Consider the following 19,505-nt stretch of genomic DNA (forward strand, 5'->3'; position numbering starts at 1 on the left):
GGCACGCAGCAGAGGCCAGCTCCTGGCGGACGTGGACGAGACGATGTTCGCCTCGATGCTGGTGGCCGCCTTCACCGGCACGCAGATCATGTCGCAGATCTCCACCGGGCGGGCCGATCTGCCGGAGCGGATCGCGAACATGTGGCGCTGCCTGCTTCCGGCGCTGGCTCCGGCCGACGTCACCGAGCAGCTGACCATCCCCGACAGTGGAGCGAGACAGTGACACCGATCAGGATCCTGCTGACCGGAGCCACCGGATTCATCGGTTCGAAGGTGCTGCGCCGACTGCTGGAGGCGCGCAACACGGGCAACGACCTGACGGTGCTGGCGATGGGGCGCTCAGCAGGCGTCCCGGGCGTCGTATGGCGCCGGGCCGACCTGGCCGAGCCGGCGTCACTGCGCGGGGTCGCGCACGGTGTGGATGTCCTCGTGCACCTGGCCGCTCGGGTCTCGGGCGACGGGGCCGCCTGCGAGGCAGTCAACCACCTTGGCACCGCGGCGCTCGTGGCGGAGGCCCAGCGTGCCGGCGTGCGCCGCATCGTCCACCTGTCCACCGCGGCCGTCTACGGCCCCGGACCGCACCGCGGCATCACCGTGAACGAGATCCAGCCGGCCCCCGTCTCGGTAGCCAGCCGTACGCGACTGGCGGGGGAAAAGGCCGTGCTGGCGGCCGGGGGCACGGTCCTGAGGCCTGGGCTGGTGACCGGGACGGGCGACCGATGGGTCATTCCCGCACTCGCCGACCTGCTTCAACGGGTGCCGGCCCGGTGGGACGGCGGCCGGGGACTCATGTCCATGGTCGACGCCAGCGACCTGGCACGGCTGATCGTGGCGCTTGCGCTGACCCCGGAGCCGACGCCGGCAGGCGTCCACCACGCCAGCCACCCCACCCCCGTACGTAACGCGGACTTGATGGCCAAGCTCTCCGACCTCGGCATACTGCCTGCCGCGCTGCAGGACTGGACATGGCAGGAATGCCTGGAGCGGCTGCGCCGGCACCCCGGAGCGGTGAGCGAGCGCCAGTTCGCCCTGCTGGCCGGCGACCACTGGTACCGCAGCAACGAGATCTGGTTCGCGACCGGGTGCCCGACGGGCCCAGGAGCCTTGGCCCGCCTCGTGGCGGCAGCCCCCTGGTACCGCAAGCACCTGGGCCGTCATGCCGCCGCCGTGCGGGCGACAGTATGACGTGCCCGGTCGCGGACGTGCCAAAGCCGCACCCGGATACGGGTGCTGAATCCTTGTACCGGCTCCGGACCGGTACGGTTGGGACATCGTCACCGGGGGGGACCGGTCACGAGTCAGTCGGAGGAGGTGCGCAGCCCGTGCGAAGTCCATGGGATGCCCAGCAGTAGGCCTCCGCTCCCGAGCCGCCCCGAGGACCCCGCTGTGGTAAGACAGGCACGAGCGCAGCAGACCCGGTCTTCCCTGATCGACGCCGCGGCCGCGCAGTTCGCCCGTCACGGCTACACCGGCGCCACCGTGGCACGCATCAGCCGGTCCGCCGGCGTGACGTCGGGCGCGCTGACCTTCCATTTCCTGACCAAGGAGGATTTGGCGCACGCGGTCAGCGAGGCGGGCGCCGAGGCCGCCCGCTCGGCGCTGCGTGAGGTCCAGCAGATCGCAACGCCGGGGCTGGCCGCAGCCACCCGGCTCACCCAGGTGCTGGCCGCCGTCCTGGCCGGGAACGTCCGGGCTCATGCGGCTGTGCGCCTCGCCTACGAATGTCCCGGTGGGCGTGACTCCTGGGAAAACGCCTGGCGTCCCGCCCTGACTCACGCCCTCGGCCTGGCCCAGAGGGGCGGCGCCACCGAAGAGGACCTGGCCGACATCGAGCTGCTGGTCGCCTACCTGCTGGCCGGCGCCGAGGCGCAGATCCGCTCCGGCCGCACGGCAACGGCCGTGGAACACGATCTCGGCCGTCTGTGGCAGTGCGTCGCCGTCAGCCTCGACGCCCGGCCGGACTGCGGCACCACTCCATGCGGACAGACCCGTGTCCCCGCGCCGGCCTCCCGTGAGCCCCGGGAGGACACCGGGCGGAGAAACGATTACTGATCTTTTCGGCTTGGTGTCGGGTGCCGATCGGTAGGCGCGAGGCCGGTCTCGGTCAGGCAGCCGTTGATCAGGTCGGGCCGGTACTGGATGCGCCGCAGGCTGCGGCGCAGGGTGCGGGTGAGGTGCTCGGCGTCGACGAAGGCGGTGTTGGCCAGGGGGCCGCGCCGCAGTAGCGACCAGATGCCTTCCACCGGGTTCAACTCCGTGGCATACGCAGGCAGCTGGAAAACCGTCAGCCACTCGTGCTCGTCCACGTAGCGGCGCATGCCGGCGGTGAGATGGGTGTTGAGATTGTCCCACAGCGGCACGATCGGGCCACCGAGCTGGAGGTGGGCGCATCGAGCCAGGTCACGGTAGTCGGTCCAGGCGAAGCTCGGCCGCTCGTGCACACCGCGCCGGTAGGAGCGCGGGCGATAGATGAACCTGGCCCGCTCACCGGGCTTGTAGCAGCACATCGCCGCGATCGACAGGCGCCGCCAGGAGCGGCCGCGCACCCGCACCAGCGGCGTCCGCCCCCGTCGGCCCCAGGTCCTGGCGCGCGGCGGGGTCATCGAGAATCCGGCCTCGTCCTCGAAGACCAGCCAGGCCCCGCGCGCCGCCGCGGTGCTTTTACGCGCGGCCAGACGCCCTTCTTCCACAGCTCCACCGCCTCCTGTCGCGCTCCCAGGCCTGGCGGGCCGGCGCCTGCCAGGACCAGCCGTGGCGGTGCAGCAGCCGCCACACCCCCGCGACCGGGCAGGTCAGGTGGAAGCGGCGCGCGATCACCGTCTTGATCCGCTCCAGGGTCCACCGCTGGTCCGGCCAGCCGTGTGCGGCCGGGCCCTTGACCAGTTCTTCCTCCAGGAGCGCGAACTGTGCGTCGGTGAGCTTGGGCCGGCCCGCCGATCCCTTCGAGGCCCGGGCCGGGGCACCGCCCTCGCGCCGGCTGCGGTGCCACCGCTCCACCGACCGCTCGCTCACCCGCAGGTCCGCCGCGATCACCGCCGTCGCCTCGCCCCGCGCGAACCGCTGCGCGGCCTGCAACCGGACCTCCTCGCGGTCCTGCCGCCGTTTCGCGGTCAGGCCACCGCCCTGTGCGTACCGCATACTCCCGGCCCACCACCGCCTACCATCCGACACCAAGCCGAAAAGATCAGTAGTCGGGCGGCTCCTGTCCGCTGTGGTGGCGCCGGCGGAAGAGATCGGCGGTCTTCCCGCTCTTGGCTTGTGTCCCTCCGGACAGCGGCTCGTGCGTGACGTGCCCGCAGTGCGTCTGCACGAGTTCGCCACCACGCACGCCTGCGCCCGCCGGGCACTGGGAGGGATCGGGGCCGTGCCGGACCCGATCCCGCGCGGACCGCACGGTGTCCCCGTACAGTCGCGCGGCATCGGTCGGCGGCATCGGTCGGCAGCATGCCACTGCGACGGCCGCCGACCGGGCTCCCACGAGGCCGTGGTGACCGCCTTTTCGCGGACCGGCTCCTACCTCGCTCGCCTGCCGGGCGCCGGGACCGTGCGTCGCGGGCGTCCGCGCGACGTATTCGAGGGTGCCTGAGCGCTGCACCCGGCGTTCTTCCCACCGCGCTCACCGTGCTCACCGCGGCCGCGCACGCCCCCGTAGACGAGGCCCGCCGTTTCGCGCCTGCCGACCGCTGACCCCCTATTCGGAAGGTCCTCCCTCCCCTTCGCTCCCATACGTTGACGCACGCCGGCCTGACGCGCCGTGCCTGGACACGGAGTTGGCGAAGTGGCGACAAGAATCCCTCGACCGGAAGAAAAATAGTGACCATTCTTTATGGTTGAGTGCGGCCGCAACGAGGGAGGGGAAGCAACATGAGGGGATGGGACTCCGTCGCCCAGTTCACGGACCAGCTCTTCGGACACCTGCGCCGAGCCGACCAACGCAGGTGGGCTCATGCGTACATACAGGGCTTGCTCAGTACGCCCGGCAAGAAGTCCATCCGCCGGCTCGCGGCTGTCGCGAGCGACTCCCCCACGGCATCGCAGGCGCTGCACCAGTTCGTCAACGAGAGCCCCTGGGAGTGGACGCCGGCCTGCGACCAGCTGCGGCAGTGGACCGAGGACCGTGTCCGGCCCCGGGCCTGGACGATCGTGCCCGTCGTACTGCCCAAGCGCGGGGACAAGTCGTGCGGGGTGCACCGCCGCTTCGTTCCGCGTACCGGGCGCACAGTCAACTGCCAGGTCGGAACGGCCGTCTTCATGTCGACCGACGCGGGTGAGTTCCCCGTGGGGTGGAACCTGCTCCTGCCCGCGCAGTGGGCCCACGGCTCCCGCCGTGAACAGGCCCGCATCCCCCGGGAAGTCGCCTCCTCACCCGAAGGCGTCGTCCTGCACCTGTTGGACCGGCTGGTGCAGGGCTCACCGCACGAGGACGTTCCAGTGATCGCGGACCTCGAGGGCTACATGGACGCCCGCCGACTCATCAACGGCCTGAGCCGGCGCCGGCGTGACTTCATCGTCACAGTCCCCGAGAGCCTCCCCACGATCCCCTTCAGCCCTCTCGCCCGCGCTCACCGCAAGTCGGTGATGACAGCGGCCGAGATCCTGAGCGAGCACCGCAGCCAGCCCCGCTTCCCCGCCGGACGAACGGGTCAGGCACAGACCCGCCACGGCCTGGTCCGGATTCCCGGCGCCGTAGCCGGCCAGCAGCCACAGCCACTGCGCCTCTTCACGCGGCCCGGCACTCCGGCAGCAGGACCGGGAGCATTGTGGATCACCAACATGGTGCAGCCGCCGGTCGAGGAACTCCTGCGGTACACGGCCCGGCGCACCGCGACCCGCGAGACGGTCGACCTGCTCGAGCGGGGATTCGGCTTACGGGACTTCGAAGGCCGCTCGTTCCCGGGGTGGCACCGTCACATGACACTGGTCTCGGCCGCCTTCGCCTACAGCCGCCTGGCAGCCGTCCCCCACGAGGAGACTGCCCGATCCGGCCCCGGCCACAGCGCGAGAGGCGACGGCCCGGCCGGTCCGCCGCTCACACCCCGTGTCCCGTGGACGCACGAGCGCCCTCGAGCCACCGCACCGCTGCCCGACCATGCGCCGTCAACGGCGCCGCCGGGCAACGGCCCACGGAAAGGGCCCATGACCACCGTTCAGTGTGTCACGGGCCCCCGCCACGTGCCTACGAGAGATCACCACCCCGTCGGCAGCGGGCGAGCGGGTGGGCACGCACTGCCGGAGCCCCAGCGCACATGCCCGCCCCACCACACCCGCGTTCCACGTGCCCCGGGCCGCATGCCGTAGTGCGGCCCGGCCTTTGTGAGCACGTGGATGTCATCGAAGGGCCGGCGTCCGCGTCCCGCCCGGTCTGCGGTCCGCCGCCGGTACATCGAAGGACGGGGCGGAGGAGCCGTCACTGCCGTCCTGGGTGCCGTATCGCAGGAAGTTCGGCAGCTGTTCCACTCGCCGCAGATGCCCCTTGACCAGGACCATGCCGTACATGTGCCCCCCTTCCTCGCGCCAGCAGACCAGTGGGATGCGGTAGGTGTCGCCCTCCGGCGTCCCGAAGACGGCATCGTAGCCGTGTGCCTCCAGCAGACTCACGGGTGCTCATCCTTCGGGGCCATGGAGAACAAGTGCCCGTAGTCCGTGATGCCGCGGGCGGTGCCGGCGGCACCGGCGAGATGGAGGGCATGCCAGAGGATCACCTGGTTGGCGGTGACGACGTTGAAGCCGAACTCGGCCTCCAGGACCTTGATGATGCCCACCGCCCGGATGCCGTTGCCGGCGACGAGGACGGCCTGCGGGTCGTGCACGGCGACCTCGGTACGGATCCACTCCGACAGGTTGTCCGGCGTGATGGCCCGCTGGTTGGACGGCAGGCCGCAGGGGCCGTGGTGGACGACGTCGTAGCCGAACTCGCGGAAGTAGTCGGCGCCCTGGCCCGAGAGCGTCTCATCGAACCACGGCGGGTTGACCACCGCTATCCGGCGCGCACCCAGGGCGCCGAACGCGGCGCGGGCGGCCCTGGTGGTGCCGGTGATCGGCAGGTTGCGGGTGAGGGGCCGCAGCCGCTCGTAGAGTTCCTGCTCGCCCTGGGTCTTCAGCGCGTAGCTGGAGGAGGTGAAACCGAGGGCCAGGGCGTGCAGCGGGGAGGCGGACAGCAGCTCCACAGCCTGATCCAGGTACGGGGCCTGCACGAACGCCCGGACCGGGTCGTGGGGGATCTTCTCGTCCATCTCGCCTCCCGCCCGCATGGCGGCGAAGTGGACGCGCGATCCGTGGATGGACACGGAGGCAGGGGCGATGGCCTGCAGTTCGGCCTCCGGACCGACGTCGGCGTGCGGTACGACGACACCGATGCGGGTTGAGGCGCCCCATCCGTCCACGGGTGAGGGGATGCTGGGCATGAGGTTTCTCCTACCGGGTGAGTACGGACTCGTCGGCCAGGCGACCGCCGCGGACGGTGCCGGTGCCGTCGGCGTCGAGGAACTTGGGGTGACGGCGGCGCATGGTCTCGAGGATGAAGTCGTAGGGGACGTCGTCGAAGGCACCGTGGTCGGTGAGGAACTCCATGGAGCCGCCCCCCTCGTTGAAGGGGTGGTACAGGCTGTCGCTGAGGCCGTCGAACTCCAGGGCCTGCATGCCGTACAGCTTGCAGAGCATCTTGTTGAACACCGGCGTGGCCTTGACCCACTTGCCCTGCAGGTAGACCTGGGTGAGCCCGTGGAAGAACACGTCGCCGCCGATGTGCTCCAGCAGGCGGGGGGAGGCCAGGTGGTTGCGCACGTCGCCGTACACGAGGCGGGAGGGGATGCCCAGCGCACGCACGGCGGCCGCGTAGAGCACGGACTTGTGCAGGCAGAACCCGGACTTGACGGTGACGGTGTGCGAGGCCCTGAGGCCCTCGGGGGAGAGGGAGGCACCGTAGACCTCGTAGAAGATGCCGTCACGCACCGCGTAGTACAGCTCGATCGCGTTGGTCGTCTTGTCCGCGGAGCGGTCCCTGACGGCATGGTCGATGAAGTTCTGCACCTCGTCGGTCTCGTAGTCGAGGAAAGCGGTGGGACGGGTGAACTGGTCCAGCTGAGGGGTCATGACGGGATTCCTGTCGGTCTGAGGCCGAGGAGCGTGGCGATGCGGTTGCGCTGGATCTCGGAGGTTCCCGAGTAGATCGTTCCGGCGATCGAGTTGCGCAGGTCGCGCTCGATGCCGTGCTCGGTGAGTACGCCGCGGCCGCCGTGGATCTGCACCGCGTCCAGCGCGGTCTGCACATTGGCCTCGGACACGATCGTCTTGGTGGCCGCGAGGTCGAGCGAGGCGTCCTCGCCGGCCTCGACCTTGGCGCCTGTGTCGGCGAGCCACTTGCGGGCCGTCTCCACCCGCATCTTCATGTCCGCGATCTTGTGGGAGATGCTCTGGTAGCTGCCGATGGGGTGGCCGAACTGGCGGCGTTCCCTGGCGAATGCGATGGTCTCCTCCAGGCGCCGGGTCATCTCGCCCAGGGTGATGGAGAAGCCGAAGAGGACCTCGCGCTTCATCACGTAGTCCAGGACCAGGAAGCCGGCGCCCTCCTGCCCGACCCGCTGGCTGACCGGGACACGCAGCTCGTCGAAGGCGAGCGTGCCGACCGGGCTGGTGCGCAGTCCGATCTTGTCCATCGCGGGACCCACGGTCAGGCCGGGAGTGCCGGCCTCGACCAACAGCGTGGTGAGGCCCAAGGGGCCCGGCTTGCCGGTGCGGACGTACAGCAGGAACAGGTCGGCCACCGGGGCGTTGGTGATGAACACCTTGTCGCCGCTGACCACGTAATGGTCCCCCTCGCGCCGGGCGGTGGTCGCCAGGTTCATCGCGTCGGACCCGCCGGACTGCTCCGTGATCGCGTGCGCGGTGATGGACTCACCGGACATGATCTTCGGCAGGTACCGCTCCTTCAGTTCCCAGCTCGCGAATCGCTGCAGGGGAACGCCCACGGACACGATCTGCGTGGAGGCGGAGAAGGACAGGCCGGCGTCGCGGGAGACGTACCCCAGGCCCTCAAGAGCGCGCATGGTCGCGGTGAGACCGTGGTCGGCACCGCCGAACTCCGGGGCGAAGTGGGCCCGCAGAAGACCGGTCTCCTGAAGGATCTTCCACTTGTCGTGGGGGAAGGCGCCCGCCGCGTCCTGCTCGCGGGTGCCGGCGTTGAGTTGGTCCGCCCACGGGGCGGTGAGGTCGAAGAGATCGTCGGTCAAGGGGAGTCCTAGGTCGGCGGAGGAGAGCGTGTGAGGCCGGCCCCGGCCCGGAGCCCGTCGCGGTGCTGCGCGGGTCCGGAGCCGGTGGGCCGGAGACGGCGGCTCAGTACTGGGAGAACCCGTCCTCGGACAGGGTGTGCCTCTCGTCGCCGTTGATCGGCGGGTTCCAGATCGACACCAGGTGCAAGTCCTCGTGGTCGGAGGCCACGAGGTAGTGCGCGTCGTGCTCGTCGAGGGCGTATATGGTGCCCGGAGTGATCTTGTGCCGTGTGCCGTCCTTCTCCACGACCTCTCCCGAGCCGCTGATGCAGTAGCAGGCCTCCAGGTGGTTGCGGTACTGCAGGGCGCTCGAGGTGCCCTTGCGGACGAGGGTGTCGGCGACGGCGAAGCCCATGCCGTCGGGCTTGGTCAGCAGACGGGTGCTCAGGCCGTTGCCCCACTCGACGGGGGCGACGTCATCGAGGCTGCGGACGATCATCTTTTTGGTTCTCCTTCGGAATCGGGTCGTGTGGTGCCGGGCGGGAGGAAGGTCAGACTGCGGCGGCCGGGGAGTGGGCCGCGATCACGGCGACGACGGCGTCGAGGGTGCGGAAGTGGTCCGGCGCGAACTCGATGTCGTCGGCGGGGATGCGGTAGGCCCGGGTGATGTGCGAGAGCAGCCGCACCAGGCCGAGACTGTCGATGACGCCGGAGTCGATCAGGTCGTAGTCACCGGTCAGGTCCGAGGTGTCCTCCCCGGCCAGGAACTCGGCCACGACGAAGGCGCGGACTTCGGCGGCGATGTCGGGACTGCTCATGCGTCGATCTCCTTCATGCGGTTCCGCTTGATCAGGTTTCGGTCGGGCTTGCCCGTCGAGGTGCGGGGCAGGGGCGCGTCGGTGAGATGCACCGATGCGGGGATGGCGTGGCGCGGCAGGTGCCGGCCCGCGTGGGTGCGCAGCCGCAGGCTGGTGAGGCCGGTGTCCGGCCGCCGCGCGACATGGGCGTGGAGACGGACGCCGGCCTGCGGGTCGGGCAGCGGCACGACCACGGCCTCGGCGACGTCGGGATGGGCCGCGAGCACGTTCTCCACTTCCTGCAGGTTCGTGCGCACGCCCCGGACCTTCACGTGCCAGTCCGCGCGGCCCTCGAGGAAGTACAGGCCCTCGGCGGTACGGGTGACGATGTCGCCGGTGCGGTAGAAGACGCGGCCGTCCAGGTGCACGAACGCCGCACTGTTCAGATCCCGGCGCAGGTAGCCGCCGGTCTGGAACGGGGTGGACACCAGGAGCTCGCCGGTGCCTGCCGAGGTGACGCGCCGGCCCTCGGCGTCAAGAACCAGGGCCTGGCTGCCGCGGATGGGGCGGCCGATGGGCATCGGGCCGTCCGCGGTGGGGTCGACGTGGTGGATGAAGGAGTCGTTGGTCTCCGTGCAGCCGAACACGTTGTGGAAAGCAGCGTTGGGGAACGCCGGGGCGACGTGGGTCAGGAGGCCGGCGGGCAGGCTGTCCCCGGTGAAGATCACATGGCGTGCGGCGGCGAAGGCGGCGCCGTTCTCGAGCAGCAGCCGGTACAGCATCGGTACGCCCTGCACGAAGGTGACCTGGTGCCGGGCGGCGAGCGCGGCCAGGTACGCGGCGTCGGTCGCCCGCTGCTGGTCCACGAGCACCACGCACGCACCGAGCTGAAGGAAGGTCCAGACGTCGAGCAGGGCGAGATCGAAGTTGAGCGGTGCGTACGACAGCGCGGTCTCGCTGGGGGACAGGGCGAAATCGTCGACGGCCCAGTCGCTGAAGGCGTCGAACCCGGCAGCCTCGATCGGGACGATCTTGGGAGTGCCGGTCGAGCCGGAGGTGGTCAGCAGAAGCCGCGTCCGTCCCGGGTCCGGGACCGCGAACCCCTGTGCCCCGTCCTCCGGCGCCGGCGCCGGAGTTGCGGCGAGAACCCCGTCACCGGCCACGGTGAGCAGGTGGGAGACCCGCGCCTGCTGCGCCAGGCGTCCGAGTGCGGCGCTGCCCAGGTCGGGGGAGGGGGTCAGGGCGATGTGGCCCTCGTGGAAGAGGGCCAGCAGCAGCGCGATGGTCTGCGGCGTCTTGTGCGCCGGCACGTACACGGTGCTGCCCGCCGGGAGGTCGAGCTGCAGCAGCTGGCTGCGCAGGCTCTCGGTCAGGTCGCTCAGCCGGCCGTAGGTGACGGCCTGGTCGTTGAAATGGAGCGCGATGCTGTGGGGCCGGTGGCGACCGTGGACGGCGACGGTCTCGGCCAGACGGGGCGATGGCACGGCGGGATTCCTTGCGGTCGGCAGCCGCGAACAACTGCGGCCGAGCGGCTGTTCGAATCTTGCGGTGTCGCACCCGAAGGTATCCGGCCATACATATGCTTGGTCAAGCACTTACTTGCCGAAGTGAGTGTGACCCAAGTCATGGATGGTTGTCTGTGCAAGTAAAAACCCCGGCCGCTGAGCGGGCCGGGGCCAAGTGGTCGCGTCGGCGTGCCGCAGCCGTCCGGGGAGTGGGGTGCCAGGGCGGCGTGCCGGGGGCCGGAGGGCTGCGTCGCGTCGCGCGAACCGGCTCGTGCGTGGCTGGGGTCAGCCCTGGGCCGCGCGCAGGGCCTGGACGGTGGGACCCAGTTCGGGGTCGCCGGTGAAGGTGTTGAGCGCGGACGACAGCACCTCCGTGTAGGTGGTGCGCGCGGCCTGGTAGCGCTCCCGTCCTTCGTCGGTGATGACGGCGTAGACGCCGCGCTTGTCCGAGGGGCACAGGTCCTTGTAGGCGAAGCCGGCCGTCTCCAGCCGGCCCACCAGGCGCGTCACCGAGGACTGTCCCAGGCCCACCTTGTCGGCCAGGTCCTGCATGCGCAGCTCGCTCTTCTCGGAGTGGTGCAGGTGTTCCAGGGAGCGGTACTCCGACAGTCCGATCCCGTGCCGGCGCTGCAGCGTGAGGGCCAGCTCGCGCTCGACGTGCGCGTGCAGCGTGAGGACCCGGTTCCAGACGGCCTGGTCGGACGTGCGCAGGGGCGCAGCGTGTGGAGTTGCCATAGGTGCGTCCTCCCTGAGTCGCTGTTTGACAGCAGAGTACATGCTCATGCAAACTCCTGCCGTTCCCCGGGTTGTGCGATCGAAGGAACTCGGGCACCATTTGATTGCAAGTACAAGCAAATTTACTGGAGGATTCGTGTCCGCGACATCGACGAGCCGTCCCCGGAGCACGAATGCGGGCCGGGCCCGGCTGCCGTTCTGCGAGGGCTGACTCCCATGCAGATCCAGCCCCTTGACCACCTCACTCCCTATGTGGAGGAAGCAGTCAGGATCAGCCGCACGCACGTCGCCGAGGGCGGCATCCCCTTCTCCGGGATCGTCGTGCGCGACGGCCGTGTCCTGGGCACCGGCTTCAACCGGGTCCATGAGGACGACGACCCCACCGCGCACGCCGAAGTCGTCGCCCTGCGCGCGGCGGCGAAGAAGGCCGGCCGGCTCGGCGTCGCCGGATCCACCCTGATCGCCTCGGGCGAGCCCTGCGCCCTGTGCTACATGGCCGCCCTCTACTTCAACGTCGGGCACATCGTGTACGCAGCCGACCGCGGGACCGCAGGCGCCTACGGCTTCGACTACGCCGGCTCGTACTCCATCTTCTCCAACGACCCCACCACCTGGCCGCTCAAGGTGACGCACGCTCCGATCGAGGGGCACGAAGTGCCGTTCCAGGAGTTCCTGACCGGCCGGAAAGGCCGTCTGCGATGAGTGATCCGGTGAAGATCCAGATCTGGTCCGACTACGTCTGCCCCTTCTGCCTGCTGGCCGAAGGCCCGCTGGAAGAGGCGACGAAGGACCTCGGCGTCGACGTCGAGATCGAGTGGAAGCCGTTCGAACTGCGGCCCCATCCCCAGCCCACCCTCCGGCCGGAGGACGAGTACCTGCCCGACATCTGGCGGCGCGCCGTCTACCCCCTGGCCCGCCGCATGGGCGTCGACATCACCCTGCCCACCGTCTCCCCGCAGCCCTACACCCGCCTGGCCTTCGAGGGCTACCAGTACGCAGCCGAACAGGGCAAGGGAACCGAGTACACCCGTCGCATGTTCCGCGCCTTCTTCCAGGAGGACCAGGACCTCGGGCAGCCGGACGTGCTCACCGCGCTCGCCCGGGAAATCGGCCTGGACGCCGACGCGTTCCGCGCCGCCCTCGACAACGGCACCTACCGCGACACGCACCAGGACGCCCTGCGCGAGGCCGCCGCCCACCGCATCCAGTCCGTCCCCACCATCCTCGTCGGCGACATCCGCATCGAAGGCGTTCCGCGCGCCGCACAGCTGCGCAAAGCGATCCTCGCCACCCAGGCCGAACAGACGGTCACCCGAGGTGCCGCCTGCGGAATCGACGGGTGCTGACATGACACGACACGGCCAGGTGCCCCGACCCCTCTCCGCATCCGGCAGGTGTGCGCGGTGACGGCAGCGCATCCTGCCCTCACCGCGTTCGGGCTCGCAGGGCTCGACCTGCGCAACCGGCTCGCGGTAGCACCGACGACCCGGGCGTCGGCCACCGCCGAAGGCCTGGTCACCACCGGCATGACCGCCTGTTGGACGCCGTTCGACCCAGCCGTGCTGCAGCCACGGGCAACGCTGGAAAACATCCGCCGGGTCCATGCCGACTGAGTCCGCGCCGACTGAGTCCACGCCGGACGCCCCCTGCCTTCGCCTGACGGCGTCCTGGCGGACTACTGCTTCGCCGTACCCACCACCGTTCCCGCGGTACGGCGAACTCCGCGGCGGACCGGCCCCGCAACGCTGACCTCCATCGAACGAAAGGACTACCCATGCAGTGGCTCTACCTCGCTGTCGCGGTCATCTTCGAGATCGCCGTCGCCATCGCAGCCGGCAAGGCCGAAGGCTTCAGGAACCGCGCGTGGACCGTCGCAACCCTGCTCAGCGGTGCCATCGCGACCTACTTCCTCAGCAAGGCGCTGCTGACCTTCAACGTCGGCGTCGGCTACGCCCTCTGGACATCCGTCTCCGGCATCGGCATCACCCTTCTCGGAGCGCTGCTCTTCGGCCAGCGCCTGAACTGGCGCAAGGCACTCGGCATCGTCGTCATCATCGCCGGGGTTGTTGGCCTCCAACTCAGTGGCGCCGCCTGAGGATCCCGCTGTCACCTGACCCATCTCTGCGAAAGGACTCGCGCACATGTCCAACACCGCCCGCCACTCGGCCAACTCCTGGCTCATGCTCTTTCTCGCCGGAGGGTTCGAAGTCGGCTACGCGCTCGCCGTCGGTGGGAGCCACGGCTTCACCCGCCTGTCGTGGTCGCTGGTCGCTGTCGTGTTCTTCCTCCTGACACTCTGGGCGCTGAGCACCGCACTACGCACCATTGATGTCGGCATCGGCTACGCCGTCTGGGCAGGAATCGGGGCAGTCGGTGCAGCGCTGCTGGGCCCCGTCTTCTTCGACGAGACCCTCACCCCGATCCAGGCCCTGTGGCTGGGCGTCATCATCGCCGGCGTGGTCTGGCTCAAGCTCGCCGACAGGCCGCAGGACACCCAGGGGACCCAGGACACCCAGGAGGCCGCTGCCAGGCCGCGGGAAGTCCAAGGCACAGCACACTGACGGGTACGCAGTCCGGCAGTCCCCACCCCGACCTTTCGTGACGGTCCACCGACGGAGTCCTTGTCCGGAGAACCCGCTCACGGTGCCATGGCCGGTGGTCGAGCACCTGGCCGGGCAACCGGGTGTCGAGGACCCGTCGGTGGTGAAGCGGTACACCGAGCGGCGTGCCCTGTCGGCGCTCCAAATCTTCGGCGGCTACGGCTACATGACCGAGTACGGCTGGGAGAAGGACGTCCGCAACCTCCTCGCCAAAACCATCTGCTCGGGCACGTTTGAGATCCGGCGCACCCGCATCGCCGCCATGCTCGGCCTGTCACGCCGACGCGCTCCGCGTCACGAGAAGGGAGGCTCGCATGACCGACGGCCCTGTGCCACTGCTGCGCACCGCCGAGTTCCTGGATCACCACTTCAAGGTCCAGGAACTCGGCGAGCGATCGGCCCAGGAACCGTCTGCCGGCCCCGTAAGCCATTCGAACGGCTGCTGGATCCGGGCGACTCCGGTCTCCGACAAGCTGCCGTGCCGCCTCCATGGAACGGAGGCATGCGGCTTCGACAGCACCACGGACAGCATGTACCACCCCTACCAGGAGGGCGCGGCAGGCACCTCGTAGAGGGAGTACACCACGGAGCACGGCGAATTCGACGCTCTGCCCTACGGCTTCGTGGTGTCCACATGCGCCGCTCCCACCCCGCTACCTCAAAGGCTCCGGGACGGTCACCGGCGGCTTTCTCGCCGGTGAAGCCGGCGCCCGAGCCTGCTCCCCCGCCAGAGAGGAGAATCCTCATGCTCCGTACCACTCCCACCGCCGTTGTCGGAGCCGACCCCGCGCTGCTCACCGTGGACGAGGAAGTCGCCGAGGCCCTGCACGAGGGACGGCCGGTCGTCGCCCTCGAGTCCTCCGTGATCCCGCACGGTCTTCCGTATCCGGCCAACCTGGAGCTGGCCCACGACATCGACGCGGCCGTGCGAGGCTCCGGTGCGGTCCCCGCTCGCGTCGGCATCCTCGACGGCCGGATCGTCGTCGGCATGAGCAAGGAGCATCTGGAACGCTTCGCTTCAAACCCCGGGATTCCCAAGGTCAGCACGCGCGATCTGGGCATCGCCCTGGCCGGCGGGGGCGCCGGGGCCACCACGGTTTCCTCGTCCCTGGTCGCCGCCGATCTGGCCGGGATCCGGGTGTTCTCCGTGGCAGGCATCGGAGGTGTGCACCGCGACGCTCCACACAGCTTCGACATCTCCGCGGACCTGGTCCAGTTCACACGGAGCCGTACGGCCGTGGTGTGCGCCGGTGCCAAGTCGATGCTGCATCCAGCGTGGACCCTGGAGTGGCTGGAGACCGCCGGCATCCCTGTGATCGGCTACCGTTGCGACGACTTCCCCGCCTACTTCAGCGTCAGCAGCGGTGTCCGCAATCCGCACCGGCTCGACGACCTCCGGCAGATCGCGACAGCCGCCGCGGCTCACTGGGACACGGGTACGGCCACATCGGTCCTGGTCACCCACCCGATCGCGGAAGCCGACGGGATTCCGTCCAAGGACGTCGAAGCGGCCCTTGCCGAGGCCACGGCGCTGGCGGAACGCGACGGCGTCACGGGCCCCGCCATCACGCCGTACCTCCTCAAGGCGATCGCCCAGGCCACCGAGGGCCGCAGCTCCGCGGCCAACCGCTCGGTGCTGTTGTCGACCACGGCACTGGCCGGCGAGTTCGCCGTGCAACTGTCCCTCGAACTCACCGAGCGTGAGGAGACCGGCCAATGACCACGCAGGCGACGGCACCGGTCCTGTTCGACCTCGACGGCACCCTGCTGGACACCCCTCGCGCCATCGTGTCGGTGCTCGACCGAGTCCTGGCGGAGTCGAGCCGTCCCGCACCACCACGGGAGCAAGTGCGGGCCACCGTCGGAAGGCCCCTGGTTGCGGCCTTCGGTGAACTGCTGAACCTGCCGCACGAGCACGCCGAGGTGGAAGCCGCCGTCGCACGCTTCCGAGAGCTGTTCCGGGAGACCGTCGTGCCCGAGGCGAAGTCCATGGTCTTCCCCGGTGTACCGGAACTCCTGGAACGACTGCGCAGAGAGGGCCGTCCCCTCGCCATCGTCACGAGCAAGATTCGCGCCGGCGCGGAAGAGCTGCTCGAACCGGCCGGCCTGACCGGCCACTTCGATGCCATCGTGTGCCACGGCATGGCCCCACGGGGCAAGCCCCATCCCGACCTCGCCCTGCTCGCCGCACGACAACTGAACCGAGCCCCCGAAGAGTGCCTCGTGGTGGGCGACGCCGTCGACGACATGCGGATGGCTTGCGCGGCGGGCATGAGGGCGATCGGGGTGTCCTACGGGGTCGCGACGGCCGGGCAACTGCTCGACGCGGGAGCGCAGATGGTGTGCGAAACCGTACGGGCGCTCGGCGAGACGCCGGGAGCTCTCCGATCTTCCGCGGTGACTGCGCATCGCAGCTGACCCACTGCATCGGGCTCGAACCGCACCGCACCACAACATGCACTTCCTCGCCAACACGACGACAGAACAAGGCGGTCGGAGAAAGACATGACATCACCAACGACACCCGGCACGGCGGCACCGAGGAATCCCGTCGCAGGTCTGGTCACGCTGTCCGCGGCCCAGTTCCTCATCGCGCTCGATTTCTCGGTCATCTTCGTGGCCCTGCCCAGCATGGGCTCGGACCTCCACCTGTCCGGCAGCACCATCCAGTGGGTGGTCAGCGCCTACGCCGTCTTCTTCGCCGGATTCCTCGTCGTCGGAGGGCGGGCCGCCGACCGTATAGGCGCGCGCAACATGTTCATCGCCGCTCTGCTGCTGTTCGGCGTCGCCTCACTGGCCGGAGGCATCGCCGGCAATGCCTCCCTGCTGCTGATCGCCCGAGGGGCGCAGGGCGTGGCCGCCGCCACGCTCCAGCCCTCGGTCCTGGCCCTGGTGAACACGACCTTCCAACCGGGACGCGAGCGCACGCGCGCACTCGCCGTCTGGGGGACGGTGGGCGCCAGCGGCCTCGCCGCCGGCGTCGTCATCGGCGGCCTGCTCACCACGGTGTCCTGGCGCTGGACGTTCTTCGTCAACCTGCCGTTCGCCGCCGTGTGCGCGCTGGCCGCGCCGCGGCTGCTGCCCGGCAGGACCGACTCGGGAAGGGCCGTACCCCTCAACGTCCTCAGTGCCGTGCTCTGCACAGCGACCGTGCTCGTCTCGGTGCTGGGGCTCACCCTGGCCGCGGATGTCGGCTGGACCGATCCGCTCGCGCTGGGCAGCTTCACCGCAGCCGTGGTCCTGCTCGCCCTCTTCGTCGCCCGGGAGCGCGGCAGTGCCCAGCCGCTCGTCGATTCCTCGCTGCGGGGTACGCGCACGCTCCTGGTCGGCTGCGGCGCCTCGGCGCTGTACATGGCAAGCGTGGCGGGATCCGAGTTCTACCTGGTCACGCTCCTGCTCCAGGAAGGGCGCGGGTTCGAGCCGCTGGCCGCGGGCATCGCCTTCCTGCCACTGGCGGTGTGCATCACACTCGGCAACATGATCGCCGGCCGTCTGATCAACCCCCTCGGCGTACAGCGCACGCTGCCGCTGGCCTTCGCCATCGGAGCGGCCGGTCTCGTGCTGCTCGCCGTTTCGGTGCACAATCACTCGTATTTCGTGGGCATGCTTCCCGGCCTCATGGTGAGCGGTATCGGCCACGGCATGATCTACACCTCCATGTTCGTCGGTGGGACGCGCGACGTCGACGACCACAACCAGGGCGTCGCCGGTGCCCTGATGACCACGACCCAGTACGCGGGCGGCGCATTCGGAGTGGCGGTCCTGGTCCTCGTCCTGGGCACCGACCCCGGCGACGGCCGCTTCCTGTCCGCGTTCCTGCTGGCCGCCGCCATCGCGCTCGTCGGGATCGTGTGGTCCTGGGCGGGATTCCGCGCACCCGCGGCCCAGGCCGGACCGCCGAAGCCGTCCGCGGTCGGCGAACCCGTCGCGGCGTCCGAGGAGGGGAGGGCCGGATGACCACCGCGGCCCGGCTGGGAATTCTCGTCATCCACAACGACCCCGTGCCCGAGACGGAGATATGGGGCATGGCTCCGGCAGGCGTCTCCGTCCACACGGCTCGCTTCGAGTGCCCTCGTCCCGCCGATACCGAGTACGTCGGCAGCCCTGCTCGCGCCTTCGCGTCGTCCGCCGAGGTCGCCCGGAGCCTGGACCACCTGGGCCGGCTGGGCACCGACAGCATCGCCCTGTGCTTCGGATCGAGCAGTTTCTTCGGAGGGCCGTCCTTCGATACGGAGTTCATCGCGGAGGCCGAGTCGCACTCCCACGGCACGCCGGTCTACACCGCGGCGGTGGCCATGACGGCCGCCCTGAAAGCCGCCGGTGTCCGCCGGCCACTGGTGATGATGCCCCCCTGGTTCACTGCCCCGACCTTCGAGGCGGCCGAGAGGTACCTCGCCGCGGTGGGCATCGAGCGCATCCACATCGCCCAGTTCGACCTCGGTCTGGAATGGGCGGGCATTCCCCGGTACAACGCCTTCGACGAGGGCGCCCGATGGATCGTGGATCCGGACGACGTCCGCCGGCAGACACTCGCGGCCTTCAAGGACACCGAGGACACCGCTCTCGACGGCATCCTTGTCCCGGGCAGCGGGTTCCGCGCTCAAGGTGCGGCGGTGTCGCTCGAGCAGGAGCTGGGCATCCCCGTCATCACGGCGAACCAGTCGGTCCTGTGGTACGGCCTCAACCAGGGCACTCCCGAGCCGCGGGCGGACACGGGACAGTCCCTCCACGGCAGCCTCTTCAACCTCCGCCTTCCGACGGGCGGTTTCCGGTGAGGGGAGCGGAGGCCGCCCGGAGGGACTGTCCGTTGACGCGTCAGGAAACAGCAGATGAGCCGTGGCCTGGTGCGACGCCGAGGGCTGAAGCGATCACGATTTCGTGGTCGTACGGGCCCCGGACCGGTGACTGACCGCAGGTGAGCCGCCGAAGGGCTCCTCCTCGTGGCTCAGGGGCGTCGGTGGTGTTGCCCGCTGTCGTTCGGGTCGGGGCGGGTCCGTGAGCGAAAGATGCGGCGGTAGGTGTCCGGAGGCACGCCGACCGTGCAGTTGAAGTGTCAGCGCAGCGTTGTGGCGGTGCCCATGCCGGTGGCCGCCGCGATGGTGTCGACGCTGTCGTCGGCGGTCTCCAGCAACTCCTGGGCGTGGCGTATCCGCTAGGAGCCGTCGGGCAGCAGCGCCAGCACCGGCGGGCGTCCAGGAGGAGCATGTCCGAGGTCAGGTGACCGACCAGGTCGTGGGCGTAGTCGGTCTCGCCCTTGGTGGCGGGGCCGAAGACCGCTGCGATCAGGCCGCGGGTGCCGGTTTCGCACAGGGTCATGAGCATCAGCCGGGGGCAGCCGGTCGGTGAACCCTCCCCCTGATCGTGGACACCTGGAGACTGGGACGTGAGGTTCCAGAGGAAGTAGTGCCAGGTGGGAAACAAGAGCAACCGCAGCAGGCGGTACACGGAGGAGTTCAAACGGGACGCGGTCGCGCTCGTTCGCTCCTCCGGCAGGACCGTCACGGTGTACGCGTTCATCGAGGCGGAGAAGACCACCCACAACGTCGCTCTGTCGTGCCGGCTGCTGAAGGTGGCCCGGTCCTCCTTCTACGCGTGGCCGGCCGGCGAGACGGCGCGCTCGGCGAGGAAGGCCGCCGATGACGCCCTGGCCCACGAGATCAC

The 19,505-nt window shown here is 69.8% G+C and carries 21 protein-coding genes and 5 pseudogenes; 16 read left to right on the top strand and 10 right to left on the bottom strand.

Features of this window, described 5'->3' with window-relative positions:
• The 3 genes and pseudogenes from DEP02_RS04430 to DEP02_RS04440 all read left to right on the top strand — a co-directional run.
• Positions 1 to 223 (top strand): annotated as a pseudogene (locus DEP02_RS04430) (ScbR family autoregulator-binding transcription factor); the annotation flags it as partial.
• The gene (locus DEP02_RS04435) at positions 220 to 1,185 is read left to right on the top strand and encodes an NAD-dependent epimerase/dehydratase family protein (protein WP_112466007.1); all 966 of its coding nucleotides are present in this window, start codon (positions 220 to 222) and stop codon (positions 1,183 to 1,185) included. The pseudogene DEP02_RS04430 and the gene DEP02_RS04435, both read left to right, overlap by 4 nt.
• 201 nt (positions 1,186 to 1,386) lie before the next feature.
• A complete protein-coding gene (locus DEP02_RS04440) occupies positions 1,387 to 2,052 on the top strand; it encodes a TetR family transcriptional regulator (RefSeq protein ID WP_157977365.1) in 666 nt (221 codons plus the stop codon).
• On the opposite strand, the gene DEP02_RS35765 is transcribed toward DEP02_RS04440, so the two are convergent.
• Positions 2,046 to 3,138, bottom strand: a protein-coding gene (locus tag DEP02_RS35765) for an IS630 family transposase (protein WP_438947724.1) whose coding sequence is annotated in 2 segments (ribosomal slippage) — positions 2,046 to 2,688 and positions 2,687 to 3,138 — 1,095 coding nt in all. Because the reading frame shifts where the segments join, the coding sequence is not laid out codon by codon here. The two genes, DEP02_RS04440 and DEP02_RS35765, sit on opposite strands and share 7 nt — an antisense overlap.
• A 726-nt stretch (positions 3,139 to 3,864) precedes the next feature.
• Here DEP02_RS35765 and DEP02_RS04455 point away from each other — a divergent pair.
• Positions 3,865 to 4,953, top strand: a pseudogene (locus DEP02_RS04455) (IS701 family transposase); the annotation flags it as partial.
• Between the two features lie 375 nt (positions 4,954 to 5,328).
• On the opposite strand, the gene DEP02_RS04460 reads toward DEP02_RS04455, so the two are convergent.
• The 8 genes from DEP02_RS04460 to DEP02_RS04495 all read right to left on the bottom strand — a co-directional run bounded on the left by DEP02_RS04460 (position 5,329) and on the right by DEP02_RS04495 (position 11,244).
• Positions 5,329 to 5,598: a DUF6253 family protein gene (locus DEP02_RS04460; RefSeq protein ID WP_112466010.1), complete on the bottom strand. Its 270-nt coding sequence runs from the start codon at positions 5,596 to 5,598 to the stop codon at positions 5,329 to 5,331.
• A complete protein-coding gene (locus DEP02_RS04465; protein ID WP_112466011.1) occupies positions 5,595 to 6,404 on the bottom strand; it encodes a maleate cis-trans isomerase family protein in 810 nt (269 codons plus the stop codon). Before DEP02_RS04465 ends, DEP02_RS04460 begins: the two co-directional genes overlap by 4 nt.
• Positions 6,405 to 6,414: 10 nt before the next feature.
• Positions 6,415 to 7,092, bottom strand: coding sequence for a transglutaminase-like domain-containing protein (locus tag DEP02_RS04470; protein WP_112466012.1), 678 nt, complete (start codon positions 7,090 to 7,092; stop codon positions 6,415 to 6,417).
• Positions 7,089 to 8,228, bottom strand: a complete 1,140-nt coding sequence (locus tag DEP02_RS04475; protein WP_112466013.1) for an acyl-CoA dehydrogenase family protein — start codon at positions 8,226 to 8,228, stop codon at positions 7,089 to 7,091. The genes DEP02_RS04470 and DEP02_RS04475 overlap by 4 nt, the downstream gene beginning before the upstream one ends.
• A gap of 103 nt (positions 8,229 to 8,331) precedes the next feature.
• Entirely contained in the window at positions 8,332 to 8,706 is a 375-nt protein-coding gene (locus DEP02_RS04480; protein WP_112466014.1) for an ectoine synthase, read from the bottom strand.
• A gap of 52 nt (positions 8,707 to 8,758) precedes the next feature.
• The gene (locus DEP02_RS04485) at positions 8,759 to 9,025 is read right to left on the bottom strand and encodes an acyl carrier protein (protein WP_112466015.1); all 267 of its coding nucleotides are present in this window, start codon (positions 9,023 to 9,025) and stop codon (positions 8,759 to 8,761) included.
• Positions 9,022 to 10,488, bottom strand: coding sequence for an AMP-binding protein (locus DEP02_RS04490; protein WP_112466016.1), 1,467 nt, complete (start codon positions 10,486 to 10,488; stop codon positions 9,022 to 9,024). The genes DEP02_RS04485 and DEP02_RS04490 overlap by 4 nt, the downstream gene beginning before the upstream one ends.
• 306 nt (positions 10,489 to 10,794) lie before the next feature.
• On the bottom strand, positions 10,795 to 11,244 hold the full coding sequence (locus DEP02_RS04495) for a MarR family winged helix-turn-helix transcriptional regulator (RefSeq protein WP_112466017.1): 450 nt from the start codon (positions 11,242 to 11,244) through the stop codon (positions 10,795 to 10,797).
• A gap of 216 nt (positions 11,245 to 11,460) precedes the next feature.
• Between DEP02_RS04495 and DEP02_RS04500 the strand changes: the two genes are divergently transcribed.
• From DEP02_RS04500 to DEP02_RS04540, 11 genes and pseudogenes are all read left to right on the top strand, one after another.
• Positions 11,461 to 11,946, top strand: a complete 486-nt coding sequence (locus DEP02_RS04500) for a nucleoside deaminase (RefSeq protein ID WP_112466018.1) — start codon at positions 11,461 to 11,463, stop codon at positions 11,944 to 11,946.
• Positions 11,943 to 12,590, top strand: a complete 648-nt coding sequence (locus tag DEP02_RS04505) for a DsbA family oxidoreductase (RefSeq protein ID WP_112466019.1) — start codon at positions 11,943 to 11,945, stop codon at positions 12,588 to 12,590. The genes DEP02_RS04500 and DEP02_RS04505 overlap by 4 nt, the downstream gene beginning before the upstream one ends.
• A 57-nt stretch (positions 12,591 to 12,647) precedes the next feature.
• Positions 12,648 to 12,857 carry a hypothetical protein gene (locus tag DEP02_RS04510; protein WP_198668277.1) on the top strand — a complete coding sequence of 70 codons (210 nt, stop codon included), beginning with the start codon at positions 12,648 to 12,650 and terminating at the stop codon, positions 12,855 to 12,857.
• Between the two features lie 161 nt (positions 12,858 to 13,018).
• Positions 13,019 to 13,339, top strand: a complete 321-nt coding sequence (locus tag DEP02_RS04515) for a DMT family transporter (protein ID WP_112466021.1) — start codon at positions 13,019 to 13,021, stop codon at positions 13,337 to 13,339.
• Positions 13,340 to 13,385: 46 nt separating this feature from the next.
• Positions 13,386 to 13,805 (top strand): DMT family transporter, encoded by a 420-nt coding sequence (locus DEP02_RS04520; RefSeq protein WP_112466022.1) that lies wholly within the window; start codon positions 13,386 to 13,388, stop codon positions 13,803 to 13,805.
• Positions 13,806 to 13,947: 142 nt separating this feature from the next.
• Positions 13,948 to 14,097: pseudogene (locus tag DEP02_RS35645) on the top strand (acyl-CoA dehydrogenase family protein); the annotation flags it as partial.
• A 61-nt stretch (positions 14,098 to 14,158) separates the two neighbouring features.
• Positions 14,159 to 14,416: a hypothetical protein gene (locus DEP02_RS34330; RefSeq protein ID WP_232838956.1), complete on the top strand. Its 258-nt coding sequence runs from the start codon at positions 14,159 to 14,161 to the stop codon at positions 14,414 to 14,416.
• A 173-nt stretch (positions 14,417 to 14,589) separates the two neighbouring features.
• A complete protein-coding gene (locus DEP02_RS34335; RefSeq protein ID WP_232838957.1) occupies positions 14,590 to 15,564 on the top strand; it encodes a pseudouridine-5'-phosphate glycosidase in 975 nt (324 codons plus the stop codon).
• Entirely contained in the window at positions 15,561 to 16,262 is a 702-nt protein-coding gene (locus tag DEP02_RS04530; RefSeq protein WP_112466024.1) for an HAD family hydrolase, read from the top strand. The genes DEP02_RS34335 and DEP02_RS04530 overlap by 4 nt, the downstream gene beginning before the upstream one ends.
• Before the next feature lie 87 nt (positions 16,263 to 16,349).
• Entirely contained in the window at positions 16,350 to 17,801 is a 1,452-nt protein-coding gene (locus DEP02_RS04535) for an MFS transporter (RefSeq protein WP_112466025.1), read from the top strand.
• Positions 17,798 to 18,619: an aspartate racemase/maleate isomerase family protein gene (locus DEP02_RS04540; RefSeq protein WP_112466026.1), complete on the top strand. Its 822-nt coding sequence runs from the start codon at positions 17,798 to 17,800 to the stop codon at positions 18,617 to 18,619. The genes DEP02_RS04535 and DEP02_RS04540 overlap by 4 nt, the downstream gene beginning before the upstream one ends.
• Positions 18,620 to 18,789: 170 nt before the next feature.
• Here DEP02_RS04540 and DEP02_RS34340 read toward each other — a convergent pair.
• Positions 18,790 to 18,996 (bottom strand): annotated as a pseudogene (locus DEP02_RS34340) (AraC family transcriptional regulator); the annotation flags it as partial.
• 258 nt (positions 18,997 to 19,254) lie between these two features.
• Here DEP02_RS34340 and DEP02_RS33255 point away from each other — a divergent pair.
• A pseudogene (locus DEP02_RS33255) lies at positions 19,255 to 19,505 on the top strand (hypothetical protein); the annotation flags it as partial.

This window comes from Streptomyces triticisoli, assembly GCF_003270085.1.
GTDB classification, from domain to species: Bacteria; Actinomycetota; Actinomycetes; order Streptomycetales; family Streptomycetaceae; genus Streptomyces; species Streptomyces triticisoli.